This window comes from Nonomuraea insulae, from assembly GCF_042656245.1.
In genome coordinates, this window is sequence record NZ_JBHSPA010000060.1 from 28,713 (window position 1) to 46,197 (window position 17,485).

At 69.3% G+C, this 17,485-nt stretch carries 16 protein-coding genes; 10 read left to right on the top strand and 6 right to left on the bottom strand.

Annotated features, from left to right (window positions below; translation table 11 throughout):
* The first annotated feature begins 19 nt into the window (after positions 1–19).
* A complete protein-coding gene (ispG, locus tag ACFPZ3_RS44850; protein WP_379520506.1) occupies positions 20–1,183 on the top strand; it encodes a flavodoxin-dependent (E)-4-hydroxy-3-methylbut-2-enyl-diphosphate synthase in 1,164 nt (387 codons plus the stop codon).
* Between the two features lie 5 nt (positions 1,184–1,188).
* On the opposite strand, the gene ACFPZ3_RS44855 is transcribed toward ispG, so the two are convergent.
* Complete coding sequence (locus tag ACFPZ3_RS44855) at positions 1,189–1,677, bottom strand: ATP-binding protein (protein WP_379520507.1); 489 nt, start codon at positions 1,675–1,677, stop codon at positions 1,189–1,191.
* Positions 1,678–1,884: 207 nt separating this feature from the next.
* On the opposite strand from ACFPZ3_RS44855, the gene ACFPZ3_RS44860 reads away from it, so the two are divergent.
* The 4 genes from ACFPZ3_RS44860 (at position 1,885) to ACFPZ3_RS44875 (ending at position 7,373) form a co-directional block, all read left to right on the top strand.
* Positions 1,885–3,234, top strand: a complete 1,350-nt coding sequence (locus ACFPZ3_RS44860) for a helix-turn-helix domain-containing protein (RefSeq protein ID WP_379520508.1) — start codon at positions 1,885–1,887, stop codon at positions 3,232–3,234.
* Positions 3,235–3,336: 102 nt separating this feature from the next.
* A complete protein-coding gene (locus ACFPZ3_RS44865; RefSeq protein WP_379520509.1) occupies positions 3,337–4,500 on the top strand; it encodes an AAA family ATPase in 1,164 nt (387 codons plus the stop codon).
* A 365-nt stretch (positions 4,501–4,865) separates the two neighbouring features.
* On the top strand, positions 4,866–6,458 hold the full coding sequence (locus ACFPZ3_RS44870) for an alpha/beta hydrolase (protein WP_379520510.1): 1,593 nt from the start codon (positions 4,866–4,868) through the stop codon (positions 6,456–6,458).
* A 72-nt stretch (positions 6,459–6,530) separates the two neighbouring features.
* The gene (locus tag ACFPZ3_RS44875; RefSeq protein ID WP_379520587.1) at positions 6,531–7,373 is read left to right on the top strand and encodes a GNAT family N-acetyltransferase; all 843 of its coding nucleotides are present in this window, start codon (positions 6,531–6,533) and stop codon (positions 7,371–7,373) included.
* On the opposite strand, the gene ACFPZ3_RS44880 is transcribed toward ACFPZ3_RS44875, so the two are convergent.
* The 3 genes from ACFPZ3_RS44880 to ACFPZ3_RS44890 all read right to left on the bottom strand — a co-directional run bounded on the left by ACFPZ3_RS44880 (position 7,370) and on the right by ACFPZ3_RS44890 (position 10,255).
* Positions 7,370–9,016, bottom strand: a complete 1,647-nt coding sequence (locus ACFPZ3_RS44880; protein ID WP_379520511.1) for a SpoIIE family protein phosphatase — start codon at positions 9,014–9,016, stop codon at positions 7,370–7,372. The two genes, ACFPZ3_RS44875 and ACFPZ3_RS44880, sit on opposite strands and share 4 nt — an antisense overlap.
* 61 nt (positions 9,017–9,077) lie before the next feature.
* Positions 9,078–9,455 (bottom strand): DUF3037 domain-containing protein, encoded by a 378-nt coding sequence (locus ACFPZ3_RS44885; protein ID WP_379520512.1) that lies wholly within the window; start codon positions 9,453–9,455, stop codon positions 9,078–9,080.
* On the bottom strand, positions 9,452–10,255 hold the full coding sequence (locus tag ACFPZ3_RS44890) for a HipA family kinase (protein WP_379520513.1): 804 nt from the start codon (positions 10,253–10,255) through the stop codon (positions 9,452–9,454). Before ACFPZ3_RS44890 ends, ACFPZ3_RS44885 begins: the two co-directional genes overlap by 4 nt.
* Positions 10,256–10,466: 211 nt before the next feature.
* On the opposite strand from ACFPZ3_RS44890, the gene ACFPZ3_RS44895 reads away from it, so the two are divergent.
* On the top strand, positions 10,467–10,904 hold the full coding sequence (locus ACFPZ3_RS44895; protein ID WP_379520514.1) for a MarR family winged helix-turn-helix transcriptional regulator: 438 nt from the start codon (positions 10,467–10,469) through the stop codon (positions 10,902–10,904).
* A 4-nt stretch (positions 10,905–10,908) separates the two neighbouring features.
* Positions 10,909–11,457, top strand: coding sequence for a TetR/AcrR family transcriptional regulator (locus ACFPZ3_RS44900; RefSeq protein ID WP_379520515.1), 549 nt, complete (start codon positions 10,909–10,911; stop codon positions 11,455–11,457).
* Here the strand turns inward: ACFPZ3_RS44900 and ACFPZ3_RS44905 are convergent.
* Both ACFPZ3_RS44905 and ACFPZ3_RS44910 read right to left on the bottom strand, forming a co-directional pair.
* Complete coding sequence (locus ACFPZ3_RS44905; RefSeq protein WP_379520516.1) at positions 11,441–12,298, bottom strand: TIGR03619 family F420-dependent LLM class oxidoreductase; 858 nt, start codon at positions 12,296–12,298, stop codon at positions 11,441–11,443. The genes ACFPZ3_RS44900 and ACFPZ3_RS44905 overlap by 17 nt on opposite strands.
* On the bottom strand, positions 12,295–13,542 hold the full coding sequence (locus ACFPZ3_RS44910) for an LLM class flavin-dependent oxidoreductase (protein WP_379520517.1): 1,248 nt from the start codon (positions 13,540–13,542) through the stop codon (positions 12,295–12,297). Before ACFPZ3_RS44910 ends, ACFPZ3_RS44905 begins: the two co-directional genes overlap by 4 nt.
* Positions 13,543–13,625: 83 nt before the next feature.
* On the opposite strand from ACFPZ3_RS44910, the gene ACFPZ3_RS44915 reads away from it, so the two are divergent.
* The 3 genes from ACFPZ3_RS44915 (at position 13,626) to ACFPZ3_RS44925 (ending at position 17,466) form a co-directional block, all read left to right on the top strand.
* The gene (locus tag ACFPZ3_RS44915; RefSeq protein WP_379520518.1) at positions 13,626–14,435 is read left to right on the top strand and encodes an LLM class F420-dependent oxidoreductase; all 810 of its coding nucleotides are present in this window, start codon (positions 13,626–13,628) and stop codon (positions 14,433–14,435) included.
* Positions 14,436–14,444: 9 nt separating this feature from the next.
* Positions 14,445–15,944, top strand: a complete 1,500-nt coding sequence (locus tag ACFPZ3_RS44920; protein WP_379520519.1) for a serine/threonine-protein kinase — start codon at positions 14,445–14,447, stop codon at positions 15,942–15,944.
* 67 nt (positions 15,945–16,011) lie between these two features.
* Complete coding sequence (locus tag ACFPZ3_RS44925) at positions 16,012–17,466, top strand: serine/threonine-protein kinase (RefSeq protein ID WP_379520520.1); 1,455 nt, start codon at positions 16,012–16,014, stop codon at positions 17,464–17,466.
* Positions 17,467–17,485 lie beyond the last annotated feature (19 nt).

Consider the following 17,485-nt stretch of genomic DNA (forward strand, 5'->3'; position numbering starts at 1 on the left):
CGTCACAGTAAGGGTTGAAATGTCTCCTGTAGCTCTCGGCATTCCGTCGATCCGGCCCAAGCCGCTCGCCGAACGCCGTCACTCACGCCAGATCATGGTCGGCGGTGTGCCCGTGGGCGGCGACGCCCCCGTGTCGGTGCAGTCGATGACGACGACGGTGACCGCCGACGTCAACGCCACTTTGCAGCAGATCGCTGAGCTGACGGCTTCCGGCTGCCAGATCGTCCGCGTGGCGGTGCCGTCCCAGGACGATGCCGACGCGTTGCCGATCATCGCCAAGAAGTCCCAGATCCCGGTGATCGCCGACATCCACTTCCAGCCCAAGTACGTCTTCGCCGCCATCGACGCGGGCTGCGCCGCGGTCCGGGTGAACCCCGGAAACATCAAGAAATTTGACGATAAAGTCGGCGAAATCGCCCGGGCGGCGGCCGACCACGGCGTCCCGATCCGCATCGGCGTCAACGCCGGCTCCCTCGACCCGCGCCTCCTGCAGAAATACGGCAAGGCCACGCCCGAGGCCCTCGTGGAGTCCGCCCTCTGGGAATGTTCGCTGTTCGAGGAGCACGGCTTCCGCGACATCAAGATCTCGGTCAAGCACAACGACCCGGTCGTGATGATCAACGCCTACCGCCTGCTGGCCGCCAAGTGCGACTACCCCCTGCACCTGGGCGTCACGGAGGCCGGCCCGGCCTTCCAGGGCACCATCAAGTCCGCCGTCGCCTTCGGCGCCCTGCTCGCCGAGGGCATCGGCGACACCATCCGCGTCTCCCTCTCGGCCCCTCCCGTCGAGGAGGTCAAGGTCGGCGCCCAGATCCTGGAGTCCCTCGGTCTGCGGGAACGCGGCCTGGAGATCGTCTCCTGCCCGTCGTGCGGGCGGGCGCAGGTGGACGTCTACACGCTCGCGGAGCAGGTCCAGGCCGGCCTTGAGGGCATGAAGGTGCCGCTGCGGGTGGCCGTCATGGGCTGCGTCGTCAACGGTCCTGGCGAGGCCCGCGAGGCGGACCTGGGGGTGGCCTCGGGGAACGGCAAGGGGCAGATCTTCGTCAAGGGCGAGGTCATCAAGACCGTGCCGGAGTCGCAGATCGTCGAGACGCTGATCGAGGAGGCGCTGCGGCTCGCCGACGAGATGGGCGTCGAGGTGGACCTGGAGGAGGACTCCGCCCCGACGGTCACCGTGGGCTGACCCGTTCAATTCAATGAGGTGTGAGCCTGGAGTTGGGCCCACACCTTGTGCCCGGTCGCGTCATCTCCCTCGTACCCCGTGCGATGGGCTGTGGCTTCGACGATCGCCAGGCCCCGTCTGTGCCTGGCGCTCGTGCGCTGCGGGATGCCGAAACGCGGGACACCGCCCCAGCCGCAGTCGTACACGGCGATGGTGGCGGTCGTGATGGTGCGGGAGATCTCGACGATGAACGTGCCGCCTGGACGGCCGCTGCTGGTGTGCCTGAGGGCGTTCGTGGCCAGCTCGGAGACGATCAGCTCGGCGTCGTCCTGGTGCGGGGAGTCGGTCAGGAGATAGCGGGCGAAGCGGCGGGCCTCGGGGATCTGGCCGGGGGTTCCGGCGAACGTACGCCGCCAGATAAGGCCACCGGGGCTCAGGTCGATCATGGCGTCGATGTGGCGGCCGTGGATGACAGGCTGCTTGGGGACGGCGAATTCGACAAGTTGGGTGCGCATGTCGGCTCTCTTCACTAGATCTCCACGTTCGTGACTCGCGGGTGTGCCGTAGCGGTGACGGTCATGCGTTAAACCGTGCGCTACCTTGGCGCGCAGGTTACGCTCCGATCATCCGCATGTACGGATCGTCACCCAGCCGATGCTGGCCCGCCTAGGGATCTGGTGTTGGGGAAGAAACCAACGCGGGGCGGGCGAGGAGGTTTCGTGATGGACCGCAACGACGACACCGACGCCGCGGCCTACGCGTTCGGGCCGGTCCTGCGCCAGTTCCGTGAGCAGCGCGGCTATTCACTCCGCGAACTCGCGAAGATCACGTTCTACGACTACACGCAGATCGCCCGTGCTGAACAAGGCACTTCCCTCATCCCTGTGGACCGTGTCAAGGATCTCGACCGCGCACTCGGTGCAGGCGGCCTGATCACCGCACTGCGACAGGGCGACGGCCCAACCCCACTGGTGACCCAAGCCCCTGGAACCTGCCAGGGCGAACCCGTCATCCTGGACATGCAGACCTCGGATGGCAGGATGGTGACAGTGAAGATCTCACGCCGACACTTCGCGCAGTTGCTCGCCGGTGGAGCACTTTCCTCCGTCCTGCCCGCTATCGGCAACGCTGAGCAGGCCCAGCGCGTCTCACGCGCCATCGAGCAACCCGCGCGCGTGGACGACGAGGTCATCAACTACTTCCGCCGCGTGTTGAACGAGCACTACACCGCCGACAAGATGCTCGGCCCCCGCAGCCTGCTACGTCCGGTATTGGCCCAGATCGAAGTGCTCGACGAGCTACGCCGCGGCGCTGGTCCCCGGCACGCCGACCCGCTGCTGCAAGTGCTCTCGCAGTACGCCGAGATGGCCGGATGGCTTCACCAGGACCTCGGCGAGCTCGACGAGGCGATGGACTGGACGCGTCGAGCTGCCGAGTGGGCCCAATGCGCCGACGACACACAGATGGCCGCCTACATGCTGGTCCGCCAGAGCAACATCGCATGTCTGACCGGCGACTATGCCGCAGTCGTACAGCTCGCCGCCGCCGCGCGCCGCCGTCCCGCAGAGCTGGAGCCGAAGCTGAACGCGCTGGCTGCCCAGCAGCAGGCGCGCGGCCTGGCCATGCTCGGCGAGCACGGTCAGGCGTTCAACCTCCTGGACGACGCCGCCGAAACGTTGCGTGACCACCCACACACCAGCCATCCGCACCTGCCGGTCTACCTCTATCATTACGACGCCGACACTCTGCAGGAGCAGTCCGCGGTCTGTTATCGCGCGGCAGGCCGCGCCGACCAGGCGGTCCACATTTTGCAGAAGCAGATTCACAGACTGTCCCCCACGCTGGTGCGTGACCGTGGCCATCTAACGGCGAAACTGGCAGTGGCGGTCGTTCAAGCCGATAAAGACCCGACCCAGGCCGCGTATCTTGGGCGCGAAGCTCTAAGTGCCGCTGCGCAGACCAGCTCGGCGCGTATCCAGCGCGAATTGCGCATCCTTGACGGGGAGTTGCTCGATCGGTGGCCGGATCATGCTGACGCCAAGGCATTCCATGAGGCCCTCGCCACCGTATAGCTCCATGAACTTGGACGCTGCGGGTTCGCGGCTTGCGGTACGACGTCGGCCGTGAGCACGCGTAGCCTTGTTGCCGCTGGTGGAGCCGATGAGGTGGGGCGGGTGGGCACGGTGGCGGATCATCGGTTGTTCTCTCTGGAAGTGGAGAACTTCCGCAGCCTGCGGCAGGTGACTCTGCCGCTTGGACCGGTCAACGTGCTCGTCGGGCCGAACGGTGCGGGCAAGACCAATGTCCTGGAAGTGTTCCGGTTCCTGGCCGACATCGTGCACACGGATCTTGTTCCCGCGCTGGACCGGCGTGGTGGGTTCGAGCGTCTCGTCTTTCATGGCGGCGCCGCAGATCCGGAACACATCCGAATCGGAATCAAGGGATCGTGGTCGTCGGAGCCGGGAGACCAACAGGACGAGTACGACCTGCGGATCGCAGGGGCCCCGTTCGCCCGGGAAGAGATCTTCCGGTCCAGCATGGAACGGCACCTGTTGCAGACGATCACAGTCTCGGACATAGCGGCGACCACACGTGCCGAGGCGGACCCAACCCGGTCTCCTGAGCCGCTCTCGATGGAGAAGACGAACGCTGAGGAGATCGGCATTCAAGCAGCGAGTAGCGGGCTGTCTACACTGCCGAGGCTTCATGACGAGAGGTTCGCGCGGATTACGGGTCAAGTCGCAAGGTTGCTGGGTAGCCTCCGGGTCTTCGAGGTGGATGTCCCTGCGGCAACGCGGCCGAGTCGGGCACCGATCAGGCTCGGCGAGGGGATCGCCAACGACGCATCCAACCTCTCGACCTTCCTCGTCTGGCTCAGCGCCAACGAACCGGACATATGGCAGCGGTTGCAGGCAGATGCGGTTGAGGTGTTGCCTCAGTTGGAGGCCATCGAGTTCGAACACGCTGGGCCGACCGTTCTGGGGATGCTGCGGGAGCGGGGGTTGCGCGAGCCTACGCCGCTGTCGGACGCCTCCTACGGAACCATCCGGCTCCTGGGGCTGCTCGCGATGCTGCACGACCCGAACCCGCCCGCATTGGCCTGCGTCGAGGAGATCGACCACGGGCTTCACCCTCAGGCGCTGGAGCTGCTGGTCGAGCGCGTTCGTGACGCAGGTGAGCGGACACAGTTCATCATCGCTACGCATTCGCCGGCGCTGGCCGACCGGCTCAAGCCAGAGGAACTCATCGTGTGCGAGCGAGGCGACGACGGCTCGTCGCTCATTCCGGCGATCTCCAGGAGCAAGGTCGAGAAGATCGTCCGTGCCAGTGAAGGCTGAGGTTTCAGGGGGGCGGTATCGGGAGTCGGATGCGCCGCTCGTCCTGGAGAAGGCGGTTGAGCTGGGGTTGATCGCTCGCCCGACCGGCCGGAACCGGTCATTCGCCCAATTCCTGGGCGGCGCGATGGAGTGCTGCGCGAGCCATATGAGGGACGGCTGCTCCGCATCCAGGACCGTGTAACGCGCCCAGCAGTGCCGCGATCATCGACGGGTTGGCCTCATTCGCTCCACGACTGTAGCCGTCTGAGATCCGTTACCGCTTGCAATGGTCCGATTACAGATTGGCAAGCGTTTCGCTATACCCAGCGTCACCGCTCGGTTGCTTACGGGAGCATCGCAAGGCCTATGACAGTGAAGGGGGCCGGGTGAAGCGGGTAGTTGGGGTTGTCGCCGGACTGGTGGTGCTCATCGCCGGGAATGTCAGCGCGGATGGTGCGGCGGCGGTGGCCGGGCGGAAGGCGCCGGCGGCGGTGGTCTGGGGGGCCTGTCCGAAGGTGGCGGGGAAGACGGCGTCGGCGGCGGTGGAATGCGCGTCCGTACGGGTGCCGCTCGACTACCGGGTGCCCATGGGGCAATCGATCACGATCGCGCTCAACAGGGTCAGGGCCAAGGTGTCCAGGGACGCCAATCATCTCGGCACTCTGCTGGTCAATCCTGGGGGGCCGGGGTCGTCGGGCAGGAATCTGGCCGAGTTCGTGGCCACGTCCCTGCCAGCCGACGTCTCCGAGCGGTACGACATCGTCGGGTTCGATCCGCGGGGCGTCGGGGGGAGCGAGCCGTCGATCCACTGTGTGGATCCTGAGACGTACTACAAGGCGCCGCGGCCGGACCAGGTGCCGCACGGTCAGGCCGAGGAGAAGGTGCTTTTGGGCCGTGCCGCCGAGTACGCCGAGCGGTGCGGGCACTTCTGGTCCTGGTTCCTGCCGCACCTGACCACCGAGAACTCCGCCAGGGACATGGACAGGATCCGGGGGGCCCTGGGCGAGGAGAAGATCAGCTACCTGGGCTACTCGTACGGGACCTACCTCGGCGCGGTGTACGCCACCCTCTTCCCGAGCCGGGTCAAGCGGCTGGTGATGGACAGCACCGTGGACCCGACCGGCGTCTGGTACGAGTCGAACCTCAAGCAGGACCGCGCCTTCGAGCGCCGCCACCGCGACTTCCTGGCCTGGACCGCCCGCCACCACGACGTGTACAAGCTGGGCGCCACCGCCAAGCAGACCTCCTTCGCCTACTACGCCATGCGCGACCGGCTGCGGTCCCATCCGGCGGGGGGCGTCGTGGGGCCGAGTGAGCTGGACGACCTGTTCACGATGGCCGGGTACAGCGACAAGATCTGGCCCACGTTCGCCCAGGTCTGGTCCTCCTACGTACGGGACGGCGACGTGAAGAGCCTGACCGAGATCTATCAGAAGCAGGCCAAGAACGACGCGGAGGACGAGAACGGGTACGCCGTCTACCTGGGCGTTCAGTGCCGGGACGCCCGGTGGCCGCGGCATTGGGACACCTGGCGGACCGACATGGTCGCGATGCACGAACGGGCGCCGTTCCTGACCTGGCCGAACGCCTGGTTCAACGCCCCCTGCGCCTTCTGGCCGGTCAAGGGCGGGACGCCGGTGAAGGTGCACGGGTCGGCGAAGTTGCCGCCGTTCCTGATCCTGCAGTCGAAGAGCGACGCCGCGACCCCGTATCAGGGGGCGCTGGAGATGGCCAAGGCGTTCCCGAGGGCGCGCATGGTGGTGGACGACGGGGGCAACCACGGGGTGTCGCTGTCGGGGAGCCCGTGTGTGGACGGGCATCTGGCGGCGTACCTGAGGGATGGCACGCTGCCGCGGCAGAACGGGACGTGTGCCGCGACCGCCGAGCCCCGTCCGGCCGCCCACATGACGTCGGGGAGCCTTCGGACGGACCCGCTGCTGGGCATTCTCGGGGTGCTGGAAAGGTTGCGTGCCGGCTGACGTCAAGAAAGGGTTACCGTGGGCAGTGCCAGATGAGCTAATCGGTGACCCTTCGCGTAGTCTGACCGTGTGATGCTGCGTACATCGGCGTCGCGCGTGCTCGACGACAACGACCGGGACGAAGTTCTCGCCTTGCTGGACTCCGACCCGGTCGCCAACGTCTTCGTCTCCTCCCGAGTGCGGGCCGTCGGACTCAATCCCGCGAGGCTGGGCGGGCAGATGTGGGGATTCGGGACGCGCGGTGGCCTCGTGTCACTCTGTTACGCCGGAGCCAACCTGGTGCCCGTCAACGCCGGTCCCGAAGCCGTGCACGCCTTCGCCGACCGCGCCCGCAAACAGGGGCGGCGCTGCTCGTCCATCGTGGGCCCCGTCGACGCGGTCTCGCTGCTGTGGGAGCGGCTGGAGCCGCACTGGGGGCGGGCGCGCGCGATCCGCTGGGCGCAGCCGGTCATGGCCACCTCGCACAAGGCGCCGGTGCGCTCCGATCCGCTGGTACGCCGGGTGCGGCCGGAGGAGTTCGAGACCCTGCTGCCGGCGTGCGTGGCCATGTTCACCGAAGAGGTGGGGGTCTCGCCCAACCTCGGTGACGGCGGGGTGCTCTACCGTACGCGGGTGGCCGAGCTGATCAGGATCGGCCGGTCGTACGCGCGGATCGACGACGGGCGGGTGGTGTTCAAGGCCGAGGTCGGGGCCGTCACGCCGTACGCCTGCCAGATCCAGGGCGTCTGGGTGGCGCCCGAACTGCGCGGCAAGGGGCACGCGGCGGCGGGCATGGCGGCCGTGGTGGAGGCCGCGATGAGCTGTTTCGCCCCGATCGTCACGCTGTACGTCAACGACTACAACCACTCGGCGCGGGCGGTCTACCGCAAGGTGGGCTTCCGCGAGGTGGACACCTTCATGTCCGTGCTGTTCTAGCCGGGAACGCGCAAGGTCAGCAGGGCGACGTCGTCGTCGTTGTCGGAGGGCCGGACCCGGGTGAGGAGCCGGTCGCAGAAGGCGCTCAGCGGATGCCGGCTCAGCGCGGCGGCGTGCCGGCGCAACCGGTCCAGGCCCTCGTCGATGCAGTGGCTGGGCGACTCCACCAGCCCGTCGGTGTAGAGGAGCACGGTCGAACGCGGCGGCAGTTCGGTGACGGCGTCCTCGCGGAGCGGGCAGAGGCCGGTGCCCAGGAGCAGGCCGCTCGCGTCGTCCAGGAAACGGGTGCGCCCGTCGCGCTCGACCAGCAGCGGCGGCGGGTGGCCGGCGTTCGTCCAGCGCAGCCGCCAGCCTCCGTCCGCGTGCTCCACCAGGGCGAGGATGACGGTGGCCATCGTCGTCTCGGTCATGCGCGACACCGCCTGGTCGAGCCGGTCCACGATCACGCTGGGCGGCGCCTCCACCTCTCCCACGTACGCGCGCAACATGTTGCACACCTGGGCCATGCCCGACGCGGCGTCCAGGTCGTGGCCCACCACGTCGCCGATCACCAGGCCGGCCGTGCCGCTGGGCAGGACGAAGGCGTCGTACCAGTCACCGCCCACCTGGGAGGCGTCCGGCGCCGGCACGTAGCAGGCGCCCATCTCCAGGCCCGGCAGGGTGGGCAGGCGGGGCAGCAGGTGGCGCTGCATGGTCTCGGCGACGCGTCGCTGCCGCTCGTACAGGCGGGCGTTGTCCAGCGCCAGCCCCGCACGGCGGGCGATGTCCTCGACCAGCAGCAGATCGCCTGTGGTGAACGGCTGGGGCCGGTCGGCGCGTCCGAGGGTCATGGCGCCGATCACCTCTCGTACGCCGCGGATCGGGGCGATGCACGCGGATCGGATGCCGGTCGCCACCAGCATGTCGCGCTGGGCGACCGCGAGGTCGGACTCGAGAACGCCTTCGTAGTTCTCGGGGCCCACCAGTGTCGCGGTGACCCCGCGCAGCGCCCGCGCCAGGGGCATCGCGGACTCGCTCGGCACCGGCGGCATCGGCCGCTCCAGGTCGGGGCGCTGTGTCAGAGCGCCGTTCTCGTAGTGGACGACGATGGCGCGCGACACGCCGCCCTCCTCGGTGAGCAGGTCCACCACCGCCCAGTCGGCGAGCAGCGGCACCACCAGGCGTACCAGGTGGCGCAGCGTCTCGTCGCTGTCGAGACTGGAGATGAGCGTCGCGGTCGTCTCCGCGAGCAGGGCCAGCCGGTCCAGCTCCGACATCGAGGTGAGGGCGAGCGGCGGCCGCCACTCGTCCTTGGGGTTGGCGGTCTCGTGGAAGAGCACCAGGGCACCCGTTCTGCAGGGGGTGACCAGCCAGGAGACCTGCATCAGCGAGCCGTCCCCCCGCTCCAGCCAGTCCCGCTCGCCATACGCGGTGCTGCCCGTCAGGAGGGGCCGGCGCATCGCACACCGGCTCCGCGGCAGCGGCTCGCCGCGCTCCCCTCGGTGCATCGCGTCGTGGGCGTCGCGGCCCAGCAGCTCATCGGCGGTACGGCGGAGCAACTCCTCGGCACGAGGGTTGATCTCGACGATCAGGCCTCGATCGTCGACGACGTACGTCCCCGCGTCCGAGAGATCCGGCAACCGGAAAGGGCGCTCGCCCTCCATGCCAGGCCCTCCTTCCGTCCCCCTTCCCTCTCATACCCATATCGCCGCAGGTCAGCGGGTTTCAGACGCGGACGAGCTTGTCGAAGAGCCTGGCCAGTTCGGTGCCGGGATCGGCGGTCAGGCCCGCGTGCACCGGGCCCGCCTGCACGATCGTGCTGCGCGGGGCAGTCAGCCAGCGGAACCTGCCGCCGAGCGACTCGCCGGCCAGCGGGCCCGGCTTGTCGCCGCAGGCCAGCTCGTACGCGGTGAGCGCACGGCGGACACCGTCGATGTCGGCGTTCGGGTCGAGGGCCCGCAGCCGGCCGGGGTCCAGCTCGACCCGGGCGCACAGGTAGTCGCGTGGCTGGCAGTAGAGCAGCACGCCGGTGTTGATCAGCTCGCCCCGCTCGATCCTGGGCACCACGCGGATCACCGCGTACTCGTAGACGTCCCTGGTCACCGGCCGCCGCCTCCTCGCCAGAACCGGCCCACCGACCCGGTCTTCCCCGCCTCTTTCCGCTCGCCCTCGACGAGCCACTCGCCGGGCGCGCGCTGGAGCAGATGATCGACGTACGCCTCGCGCACCTCGGCGGGGGAGCCGAAGCCCGGCTCCCCGTCCAGCCACTCGTCCGGCACCAGCGCCGTCACGGTCTCCAGCAGCTCCCGCGTGATCTTCCGCGCCAGCTCAGCGCCCGCCGCGCGGACGTCGCCCGCGTACGGCGCCAGCACGTGGTCACTCGTGTCGAACGGCCGCAGCGGGTCGGCGGTGCGCCAGTTGTGGTGGAACCAGAGCGCGGCGCCGTGGTCGATCAGCCACGTGTCGCGGTGCCAGATCAGCAGGTTGGGGTTGCGCCAGCTCCTGTCGATGTTGTGGATCAGCCCGTCGAACCACACCACCCTGGCCGCGAACAGCGGGTCCGCCATCCAGGCCAGCGGCTCGAACCCGAGCGCGCCCGGCAGGAAGTCCACCGCCAGGTTGAGGCCGGTGCTGGCCTTGAGCAGGTCCTGCACCTCCTCGTCCGGCTCTCTGATGCCCAGTTGCGGGTCGAGGTCGATGAGCTTGAGCTCCGGGGTCCGCAGGCCGAGCCGCCGGCCCAGCTCCGCGGCGATGATCTCGGCGACCAGCACCCGGCGGCCCTGCCCGGCCTCGCGGAACTTCACCACGTAGGTGCCCAGGTCGTCGGCCTCGACCACGCCGGGCAGCGACCCGCCCTCCCGCAAAGGGGTGACATAACGGGTGGCTGCGATCTTTTCCAGCACCCGAAGAGGCTATCGTCCCCGGCCCAGCGCTGAGACCGGGGCGAACGGGTGCTCCCTGGAGGCCCGCACGGCCGCGTACGCGGGAGCCCACGCCCTCCGCCCCCACGAGCAGGTCGCCGTCCACGCTCCGCCCGTCCGCGAAGTGGGCGCGCACCCCTTTAGCTCGGTAGCTGTCGCGACAGCAAGTGTCCCGTCAAGTATCCTGCACGACATGATCGACCAGTTCCAGCTGGTCCTCGGTGGAGGGTCGCTGCTCGTGCAGGTGGGCCGGGAGCTCAACACCGAGACCGAGCGGCGCCTCGCGCCCCTCGGCCTCACAGCCCAGCAGGCCGCGCTGCTCCTGCACGCGGCGCGCGGCGACAGCACGCCCAGCCTCCTGAAGAGCCGGCTCGGCACGGACACGGCCGGGATGACCCGGCTCCTGGACCGGCTGCAGGCCAAAGGGCTGCTGCGGCGGGCCCGGCATCGCTCGGACCGGCGCTCGATCGTCGTCGAGCTGACCGACGAGGGACACGCGCTGGTGCCCAGCCTGCCGCCGATCTTCGGGAAGATCAGTCACCAGGTCTTCGAGGGCTTCTCGCCCGAGGAGATCGAGCAGGTCACGGAGATGCTGGGGCGGATCCTGCGCAACCTCTCCGAGGAGGGCTGAGCCGGTGGGGCGGTTGAGCGCGGAGGACTGGACGCGGGCCGCGCTGGAGGCGCTGGCCGAGGGCGGGCTGGCCGCCGTGGCGGCGGAGCCCGTCGCGGTGCGGCTCGGGGTGTCCAAGGGGAGTTTCTACTGGCATTTCCGCAATCGGCAGGCGCTGGTGGAGGCGGCGTTGCGGCGATGGGAGGAGTGGACCGAGGAGGTCATCGTCCGGCTGGAGGACGTCGGGGACCCGGTGGCGCGCATGCGGGCGCTGCTGGAGGGCGCCTTCGGCAACCGGCACGACGCGGCCGTCTCCTTCCGGCTGATCAGCGAGGCCGACGATCCCGCCGTCGGCGCGGTGGCGCGGCGGGTGAGCGAGCGGCGGCTGGCGTACATGCGGGCCATCCTGGAGGAGGCCGGCCAGCCGCCGGAGGAGGCCGCGCGGCGGGTGTTGTCCGGGTACGGGACCTATCTCGGGCTCGCGGCACTGGCGCGGGTCGGGGTGGTGCGGGAGATGCCGTCCGACCTGGTGGATCTGGCCATGGCCGAGCTGGGGCTCACATCTTCGCGATGATCTCCTCGGCGAAGCGTTCCATGGTGGCGATCTTGAGGTCCAGGGTGCCCTCGCCGTACCGGGACTTCTCCTCGGGGGTGGCCAGCCACCACGGGGCGGCCATCGTTCCCGTGACGCCCTTGGCCTCGAAGCGGCGGTAGGTCTCCGCGTCCGGCATGACCGCCAGGGGGGCGATGATGTCGATGGTCCTGCCTGCGAGATGATTTCGCAGGGAATCCAGGACGACGTCGAACTGCTCCTCCGTGTAGATGCGGTTGCCGATCCAGCCGTCCCCGAGCCTGGCCGCCCGGCGCAGGGCCGCGTCGCTGTCGCCGCCCACGTACACGGGGATGGGGGCGGCGGGGGTGGGAGAGATCGACAACGGCGGGAGGCCGTCGAGGGTGACGATCTCGCCCGACCAGAGGGAGCGCAGGGCGGGGAGCATCGCGTCCAGGCGGCGGCCGCGGGTGTGGAAGTCCTGGCCGGTGCCGACGAACTCCTCCTTGCACCAGCCGACCCCCACGCCGAACGTCACCCGGTCCCGCGACAACACCGCCGCCGTGGAGACCTGCTTGGCGACGGTGAACAGGTCACGGGCGGGGGCGATGTAGACGTTCGGGGAGAAGCGCAGGGTGCTGGTCACCGCGGCCATGGCGCCGATCGTGACCCAGACGTCCGGCCAGTGCGTACGAGCGTCCCAGCGCGGCTTGCCCGAGCGCGAGTACGGGTACGGCGTGGCGAAGTCGGCGTAGAAAAGGTGGTCGGACAGCGTCAGCGTGTCGAATCCGCACCGTTCGGCGGCCCGCGCGAGTTCGACGAACTGGTCCGCGTCGGCGAACGAGGCTCCCAGCCAGAACTTCATCGGAACTCCGGTGCGACCTTGGTGGCGAACAGTTCGAGGTTCCGTTTGACCGTGTCGAGTGGCAGCACGCCCTGCTGGCCCTGCATGTACAGGCCGAACCACTCCAGGTCCGGCATGCGGTCGAGCATGCGCTGGATGCCGCGCTTGATGTCGTCGGGGGTGCCGAACAGCGCCATCTCGACGTCGTTCATGCGCTTGGCGTCGCCCTTCTCGGGGGAGATGGGCTTGTGCTTCTCGTCCTCCTTCTTGCGCAGCACCTCCAGGTAGCCGAAGGGGCCGAAGAAGGCGGCGAAGTCCTTGGGGATGCTGCGGCCGAAGGTGTTGATGGCCTGCTCGGTCGTGTCCCCGATGCCGACGATCTTGAGGATGCCGGTGTGCTCGCCCAGCTTGTAGTGGCGGCCCTGCCTGGCGGACTCCTCCTGGTACAGCTTGGCCTTGGCCGCGTGGTCGTCGGGGTTGGGGGTGAACATCCACGGCAGGATGTTCTCCTGCGCCGCCCTGATGACCGACCGGTCGGAGATGGTGAACGGCTGCCACAGCTCGGGGTAGGGGTTCTGGTACGGCCTGGGGCAGACCGACACGGCCTTGATGGTGCCGTCCTCGTCCATCTCCTCGGGCGAGCCGAACGTGCGGGTCCATTCCTGCGCCGGCCAGCCCTCGATGCCCTCATATGGATAGGGCACCTGATAGTCGAGCACGTCCGACTTGTAGCGGAGTGTTTCCTGCGTCCACGCCATCTTCATGATCTTCAGCACCTCGCCGAAGACGTCGAAGTTACGCGTGTCGCTCGCCGAGCCGTCGGAGCGGGCGGCAGCGGCCTGCCAGCGCTGGCCCAGGACGTTCATCCAGCGGTTCTGGTAGCCCCGCGCCACGCCCAGCCGCAGGCGGCCCTTGCTGAACTGGTCGAGCAGCGCCACGTCCTCGGCCGCCCTGATCGGGTCCCAGGCGGGCAGGACGAGGCCGAGCGGCGCGAGCAGGATGCGCTCGGTCCTGGCGGCCAGGTCGGTGAGGAACATCAGCGGGTTGACCGAGAACTCCATGCCCTCGGAGTGGAAGTGGTGCTCGGTCATCATCAGCGCGTCGAAGCCGATCTGGTCGGCGTGCACGGCTATCTCGCGTACTTCGTGCAACAGTCTCTGGTACGAGTCCGTGTCACGCCCGATCGGGCGTTTTGCCCTGGCGTTCTCCTCGGCCGCGTAACCCGAGCCTGGAATTTGCGGATTCAGGAAGAGAGAAAACTTCACCGGGGACCTCTTTCCGCGGGATGGTCTTCTGCAAGGTACTCTGGAAATCTTACCCGAGCAATCGCTTGGTTTAGGGGTTGACTATGAGGCTCGGCGTCACGATGTTCGCCACAGACCTGGCCATGCCGGTCCAGGAACTGGCCAGGGCGGCGGAGGAGCGCGGCTTCTCCTCCCTGTACGTTCCCGAGCACACGCACATCCCCGTCGCGCGGCGCACCCCGTACCCGGGCGGGACGTCGTTGCCCGAGGAGTACAAGCGCACGCTCGACCCCCTCGTCGCCCTCTCCTTCGCCGCCGCCGCGACCAGCAGTCTGCGCGTCGGGACCGGGATTCTGCTCGCGGCCCAGCGCGACCCCATCGTGACCGCCAAGGCGCTGGCCACCCTGGACCTGCTGTCGGGCGGGCGCCTGGTGGTCGGGGTCGGGTTCGGGTGGAACGTGGAGGAGATCGAGCACCACGGGGTCCCGTACGGGCGGCGCCGGGAGGTGGCGCGGCGCAACGTGCTGGCCATGCAGGCGCTGTGGCGGGACGAGGTGGCCTCCTTCGAGGGGTTCGCCCCGTCCTGGTCGTGGCCCAAGCCCGTCGCCGTGCCGCCCGTCTATCTGGGCGGCGCCGCGGGGCCCAAGCTGTTCGCGCAGGTGGCCGAGTACGCGGAAGGCTGGATGCCGATCGGGGGCCGCGGCATCAAGGACGCGCTGCCGGCGTTGCGGGAGGCCTGCGAGAAGGCGGAGCGGCCGATGGCGAAGGTGATCCCGTTCGGCACGCTGCCCACCCGGGAGAAGCTGGACTACTACGCCTCGCTCGGGATCACCGAGACGGTGGCCAACCTGCCCAGCGGGCCCGCCGACGTGGTGCTCCCGATCCTCGATCAGTACGCGGGGCTGCTGCCATAATGTCGCCCTATGCCCGAGCTTCGCGCTGACGATCCCCAGTGGCTGGGGCGGTACCAGCTCTCGCGCAGGCTCGGTCAGGGCGGTCAGGGCGTCGTCTACCTGGCCCACGCGCCGGGCGGGGCCCAGGTAGCGGTCAAGCTCATGCACGCCGGCCTGTCCGGCGATCCGGAGGTGCGCCGCCGCTTCCACGGCGAGGTCGAGGCGGTGCGCAGGGTGGCGGCCTTCTGCACCGCGCAACTCCTCGACGCCGACCTCGACGGCGACCGCCCCTACCTCGTCAGCGAGTACGTCGAAGGGCCCTCCCTCGGCGAGCACGTGATCGCCAAGGGGCCGCGGCTCGGCGGGTCGCTGCACCGCCTGGCCATCGGCACCGCCACCGCCCTGGGGGCCATCCACCGGGCCGGGGTCGTCCATCGGGACTTCAAGCCGCAGAACGTGCTGCTCGGGCTCGACGGGCCGCGGGTGATCGACTTCGGGGTGTCGCGGTTGATGGACGCCGCCGCCACCAGCACCGGGGTCAGCCTCGGCACGCCTGCCTACCTGTCGCCGGAGCGCATCCAGGGGGAGTCCGCCGGGCCCGCCGCCGATCTGTGGGCCTGGGGGTTGACCGTGGCCTACACGGCTACGGGGCGGCATGCGTACATGGCGGACACCTACCAGGAGGTGCTGGCCAGGATCCTCTACGGCAAGCCTGATCTGCGGGGGATGTCCGGGCGGTTGCGGGAGATCGTGGAAGGGTGTCTCGCGCGCGATCCCGGGGAGCGGCCGGACGCCGAGGAGGTGTTGCGGTGGTTGCTGGGGCACGATACGGACGACGTTCTGCGCACCGGCGCCCAGGCCGCCACCGGCCCTGGCTCCCGGCCGGTCATGGATCCGGGGGCGCCCGTAGTGCTGGATGCTGACCTGCCCGGAGTGGTCGAGGAGGCGCGCCAGGCCGGCGACACCAGCCCGCCGAGCCAGCCGGACACGGGCCCGCCTACCGGACCGCCTTCTGGGCCGCCTTCTGGACGGCGAGGGTGGCGGGGATTTCGGGTCGGGGCGGTGGTCGCCGCGGTGGCCGTGGTGGTTACCGGGGGCGTCCTCTGGGCGGTCGGTGCTCAGCGGGCGGGATCGGTGGAGCCCTCGCGGTCGATCTCGTCGTCTTCTTTTTCGCCGTCTTCCGTCCCGTCGTCCTCCGCTCCGCAGACGACGGCCGCGCTGGATCTGAACGGTACGTGGACCGGGTCGGCCGAGCATCCCACGGCCAAGCGGATCTTCCCGGTGGAGCTACGCCTGCGTTCCACGGGCTCGTCCACCATGCGCTGGGGAGCCGACCTGCACTGCTCGGGACGGCTGAAACCGGCCGGGACCGCGTTGACGTTCGTGCTCGACCAAGTAAAGGGCGACATGTGCTACCCAGGGACATTGCGCCTCGTCCCGTCCGCCGGTCCCGACCAGGTCGCCGTCCACGTGACGCGCAAGGGGGAGGACGAGATCACCTACTCGGGCAAGGTCTTCCGGGATTCCTGATCGAGCGGCGTCGCCGCTGCTCCATCAGTACGCCGCCCATCGAGGTGAGCGGGCATAATGAAAGGATATGTCCGAGCTACGTGCCGATGACCCACAGCAGTTGGGGTCATACCGGCTGACACGAAGGCTTGGTCAAGGTGGCCAGGGAGTGGTCTATCTCGGCCACTCGCCGCAGGGGGAGCAGGTCGCGGTCAAGCTGCTGCACGCGAGCCTGTCGGGAGACCCCGACGGACGGCGCCGCTTCCTCGGGGAGGTCGAGGCGGTACGCAGGGTGGCGGCCTTCTGCACGGCGCAACTGCTGGACGCCGACCTCGAAGGGGACCGGCCCTACCTGGTCAGCGAGTACGTGGACGGGCCGTCGCTGCGCGAGCACGTGACCGCCGAGGGACCCCGTCAGGGCGGCTCGCTGGAGCGCATCGCCATCGGCACCGCCACCGCTCTCGGAGCGATCCACCGGGCCGGAGTGGTGCATCGGGACTTCAAACCGGGCAACGTGCTGCTCGGCATCGACGGGCCGCGGGTGATCGACTTCGGGGTGTCGCGGCTGGTGGACGCCGCGGCGACCGCCGCCATACCCATGGGGACGCCCGCCTACATGGCGCCGGAGCGGATGAAGGCGGAGTCCGCCGGGCCTCCCTCCGACATGTGGGCCTGGGGGCTGACCGTCGCCTATACGGCGACGGGGCGGCAGGCGTACACGGCCGATACCCATCAGGAGGTGCTGGCCAGGGTCCTGTACGGCAAGCCTGAACTGGGGACGTTGAGCGGGCAGCTGCGGGAGATCGTGGAGGCGTGCCTGTCGACGGAGCCCGGGGAGCGGCCGGACGCCGAGGAGGTGCTGCGGCGGTTGCTGGGACAGGGGGCGGCCGGTGCCGACCTGCTGTCGACGGGCGCGATGGCCGCCGTCGCCGCGACCGGCGCGCCTGCCGGCAGGAAGACCCGTGAACCGGCCGGTCTGAAGTCGCTCACCGCTCGTCCCGGCATGGTCGTCGGTCTGGGCGCCGCCGAGGCCGAGCCCGGTGTGATCACCGACCCCGATCCGACCACCAGCTTCCCCGCGATCACGGCCCCCCAACTCGCGGCCGCCCGCCGCACCGACCCCACGGAGCCGGTGTGGCGGCGGATCCGGCCCTGGCAGCTGGCGATCGTCGCGGCCGGACTGCTGGCGGCGGCGGCCGGGTTCGTCTTCTGGCTGCGCGGTGCCCAGGAACCCGGCTTCGAAGGCACGTGGACCGGCTCAGCCGAGCACCTCACCGCCAAGCGGATCTTCCCGGTCCAAGTGCGCCTGGACGGCGACGGCGACGGTTCGATGCGGTGGGGAGCGGACCTGCACTGCGCGGGACGGCTCGGGCGGGACGGCACCGGGATGGTCTTCGGGCTCGATCAGGTCGAGGGCGAGGAGTGCTATCCGGGGACGGTACGGATGTTCCCGACCTCCGACGTGAACCAGATGGCCATCAAGGTGACACGCGAGGGTAAGGACGAAGTGACGTATTCGGGCAAGGTCGCGCGTACCTCCTGACCGGCTGTGTCACGGTCAG

Coding starts and splice junctions, on each gene's coding strand:
- ispG (WP_379520506.1), top strand. CDS start 20: ATGTCTCCTGTAGCTCTCGGCATTCCGTCGATCCGGCCCAAGCCGCTC.
- ACFPZ3_RS44855 (WP_379520507.1), bottom strand. CDS start 1,677: ATGCGCACCCAACTTGTCGAATTCGCCGTCCCCAAGCAGCCTGTCATC.
- ACFPZ3_RS44860 (WP_379520508.1), top strand. CDS start 1,885: ATGGACCGCAACGACGACACCGACGCCGCGGCCTACGCGTTCGGGCCG.
- ACFPZ3_RS44875 (WP_379520587.1), top strand. CDS start 6,531: ATGCTGCGTACATCGGCGTCGCGCGTGCTCGACGACAACGACCGGGAC.
- ACFPZ3_RS44880 (WP_379520511.1), bottom strand. CDS start 9,016: ATGGAGGGCGAGCGCCCTTTCCGGTTGCCGGATCTCTCGGACGCGGGG.
- ACFPZ3_RS44895 (WP_379520514.1), top strand. CDS start 10,467: ATGATCGACCAGTTCCAGCTGGTCCTCGGTGGAGGGTCGCTGCTCGTG.
- ACFPZ3_RS44905 (WP_379520516.1), bottom strand. CDS start 12,298: ATGAAGTTCTGGCTGGGAGCCTCGTTCGCCGACGCGGACCAGTTCGTC.
- ACFPZ3_RS44915 (WP_379520518.1), top strand. CDS start 13,626: ATGAGGCTCGGCGTCACGATGTTCGCCACAGACCTGGCCATGCCGGTC.
- ACFPZ3_RS44920 (WP_379520519.1), top strand. CDS start 14,445: ATGCCCGAGCTTCGCGCTGACGATCCCCAGTGGCTGGGGCGGTACCAG.
- ACFPZ3_RS44925 (WP_379520520.1), top strand. CDS start 16,012: ATGTCCGAGCTACGTGCCGATGACCCACAGCAGTTGGGGTCATACCGG.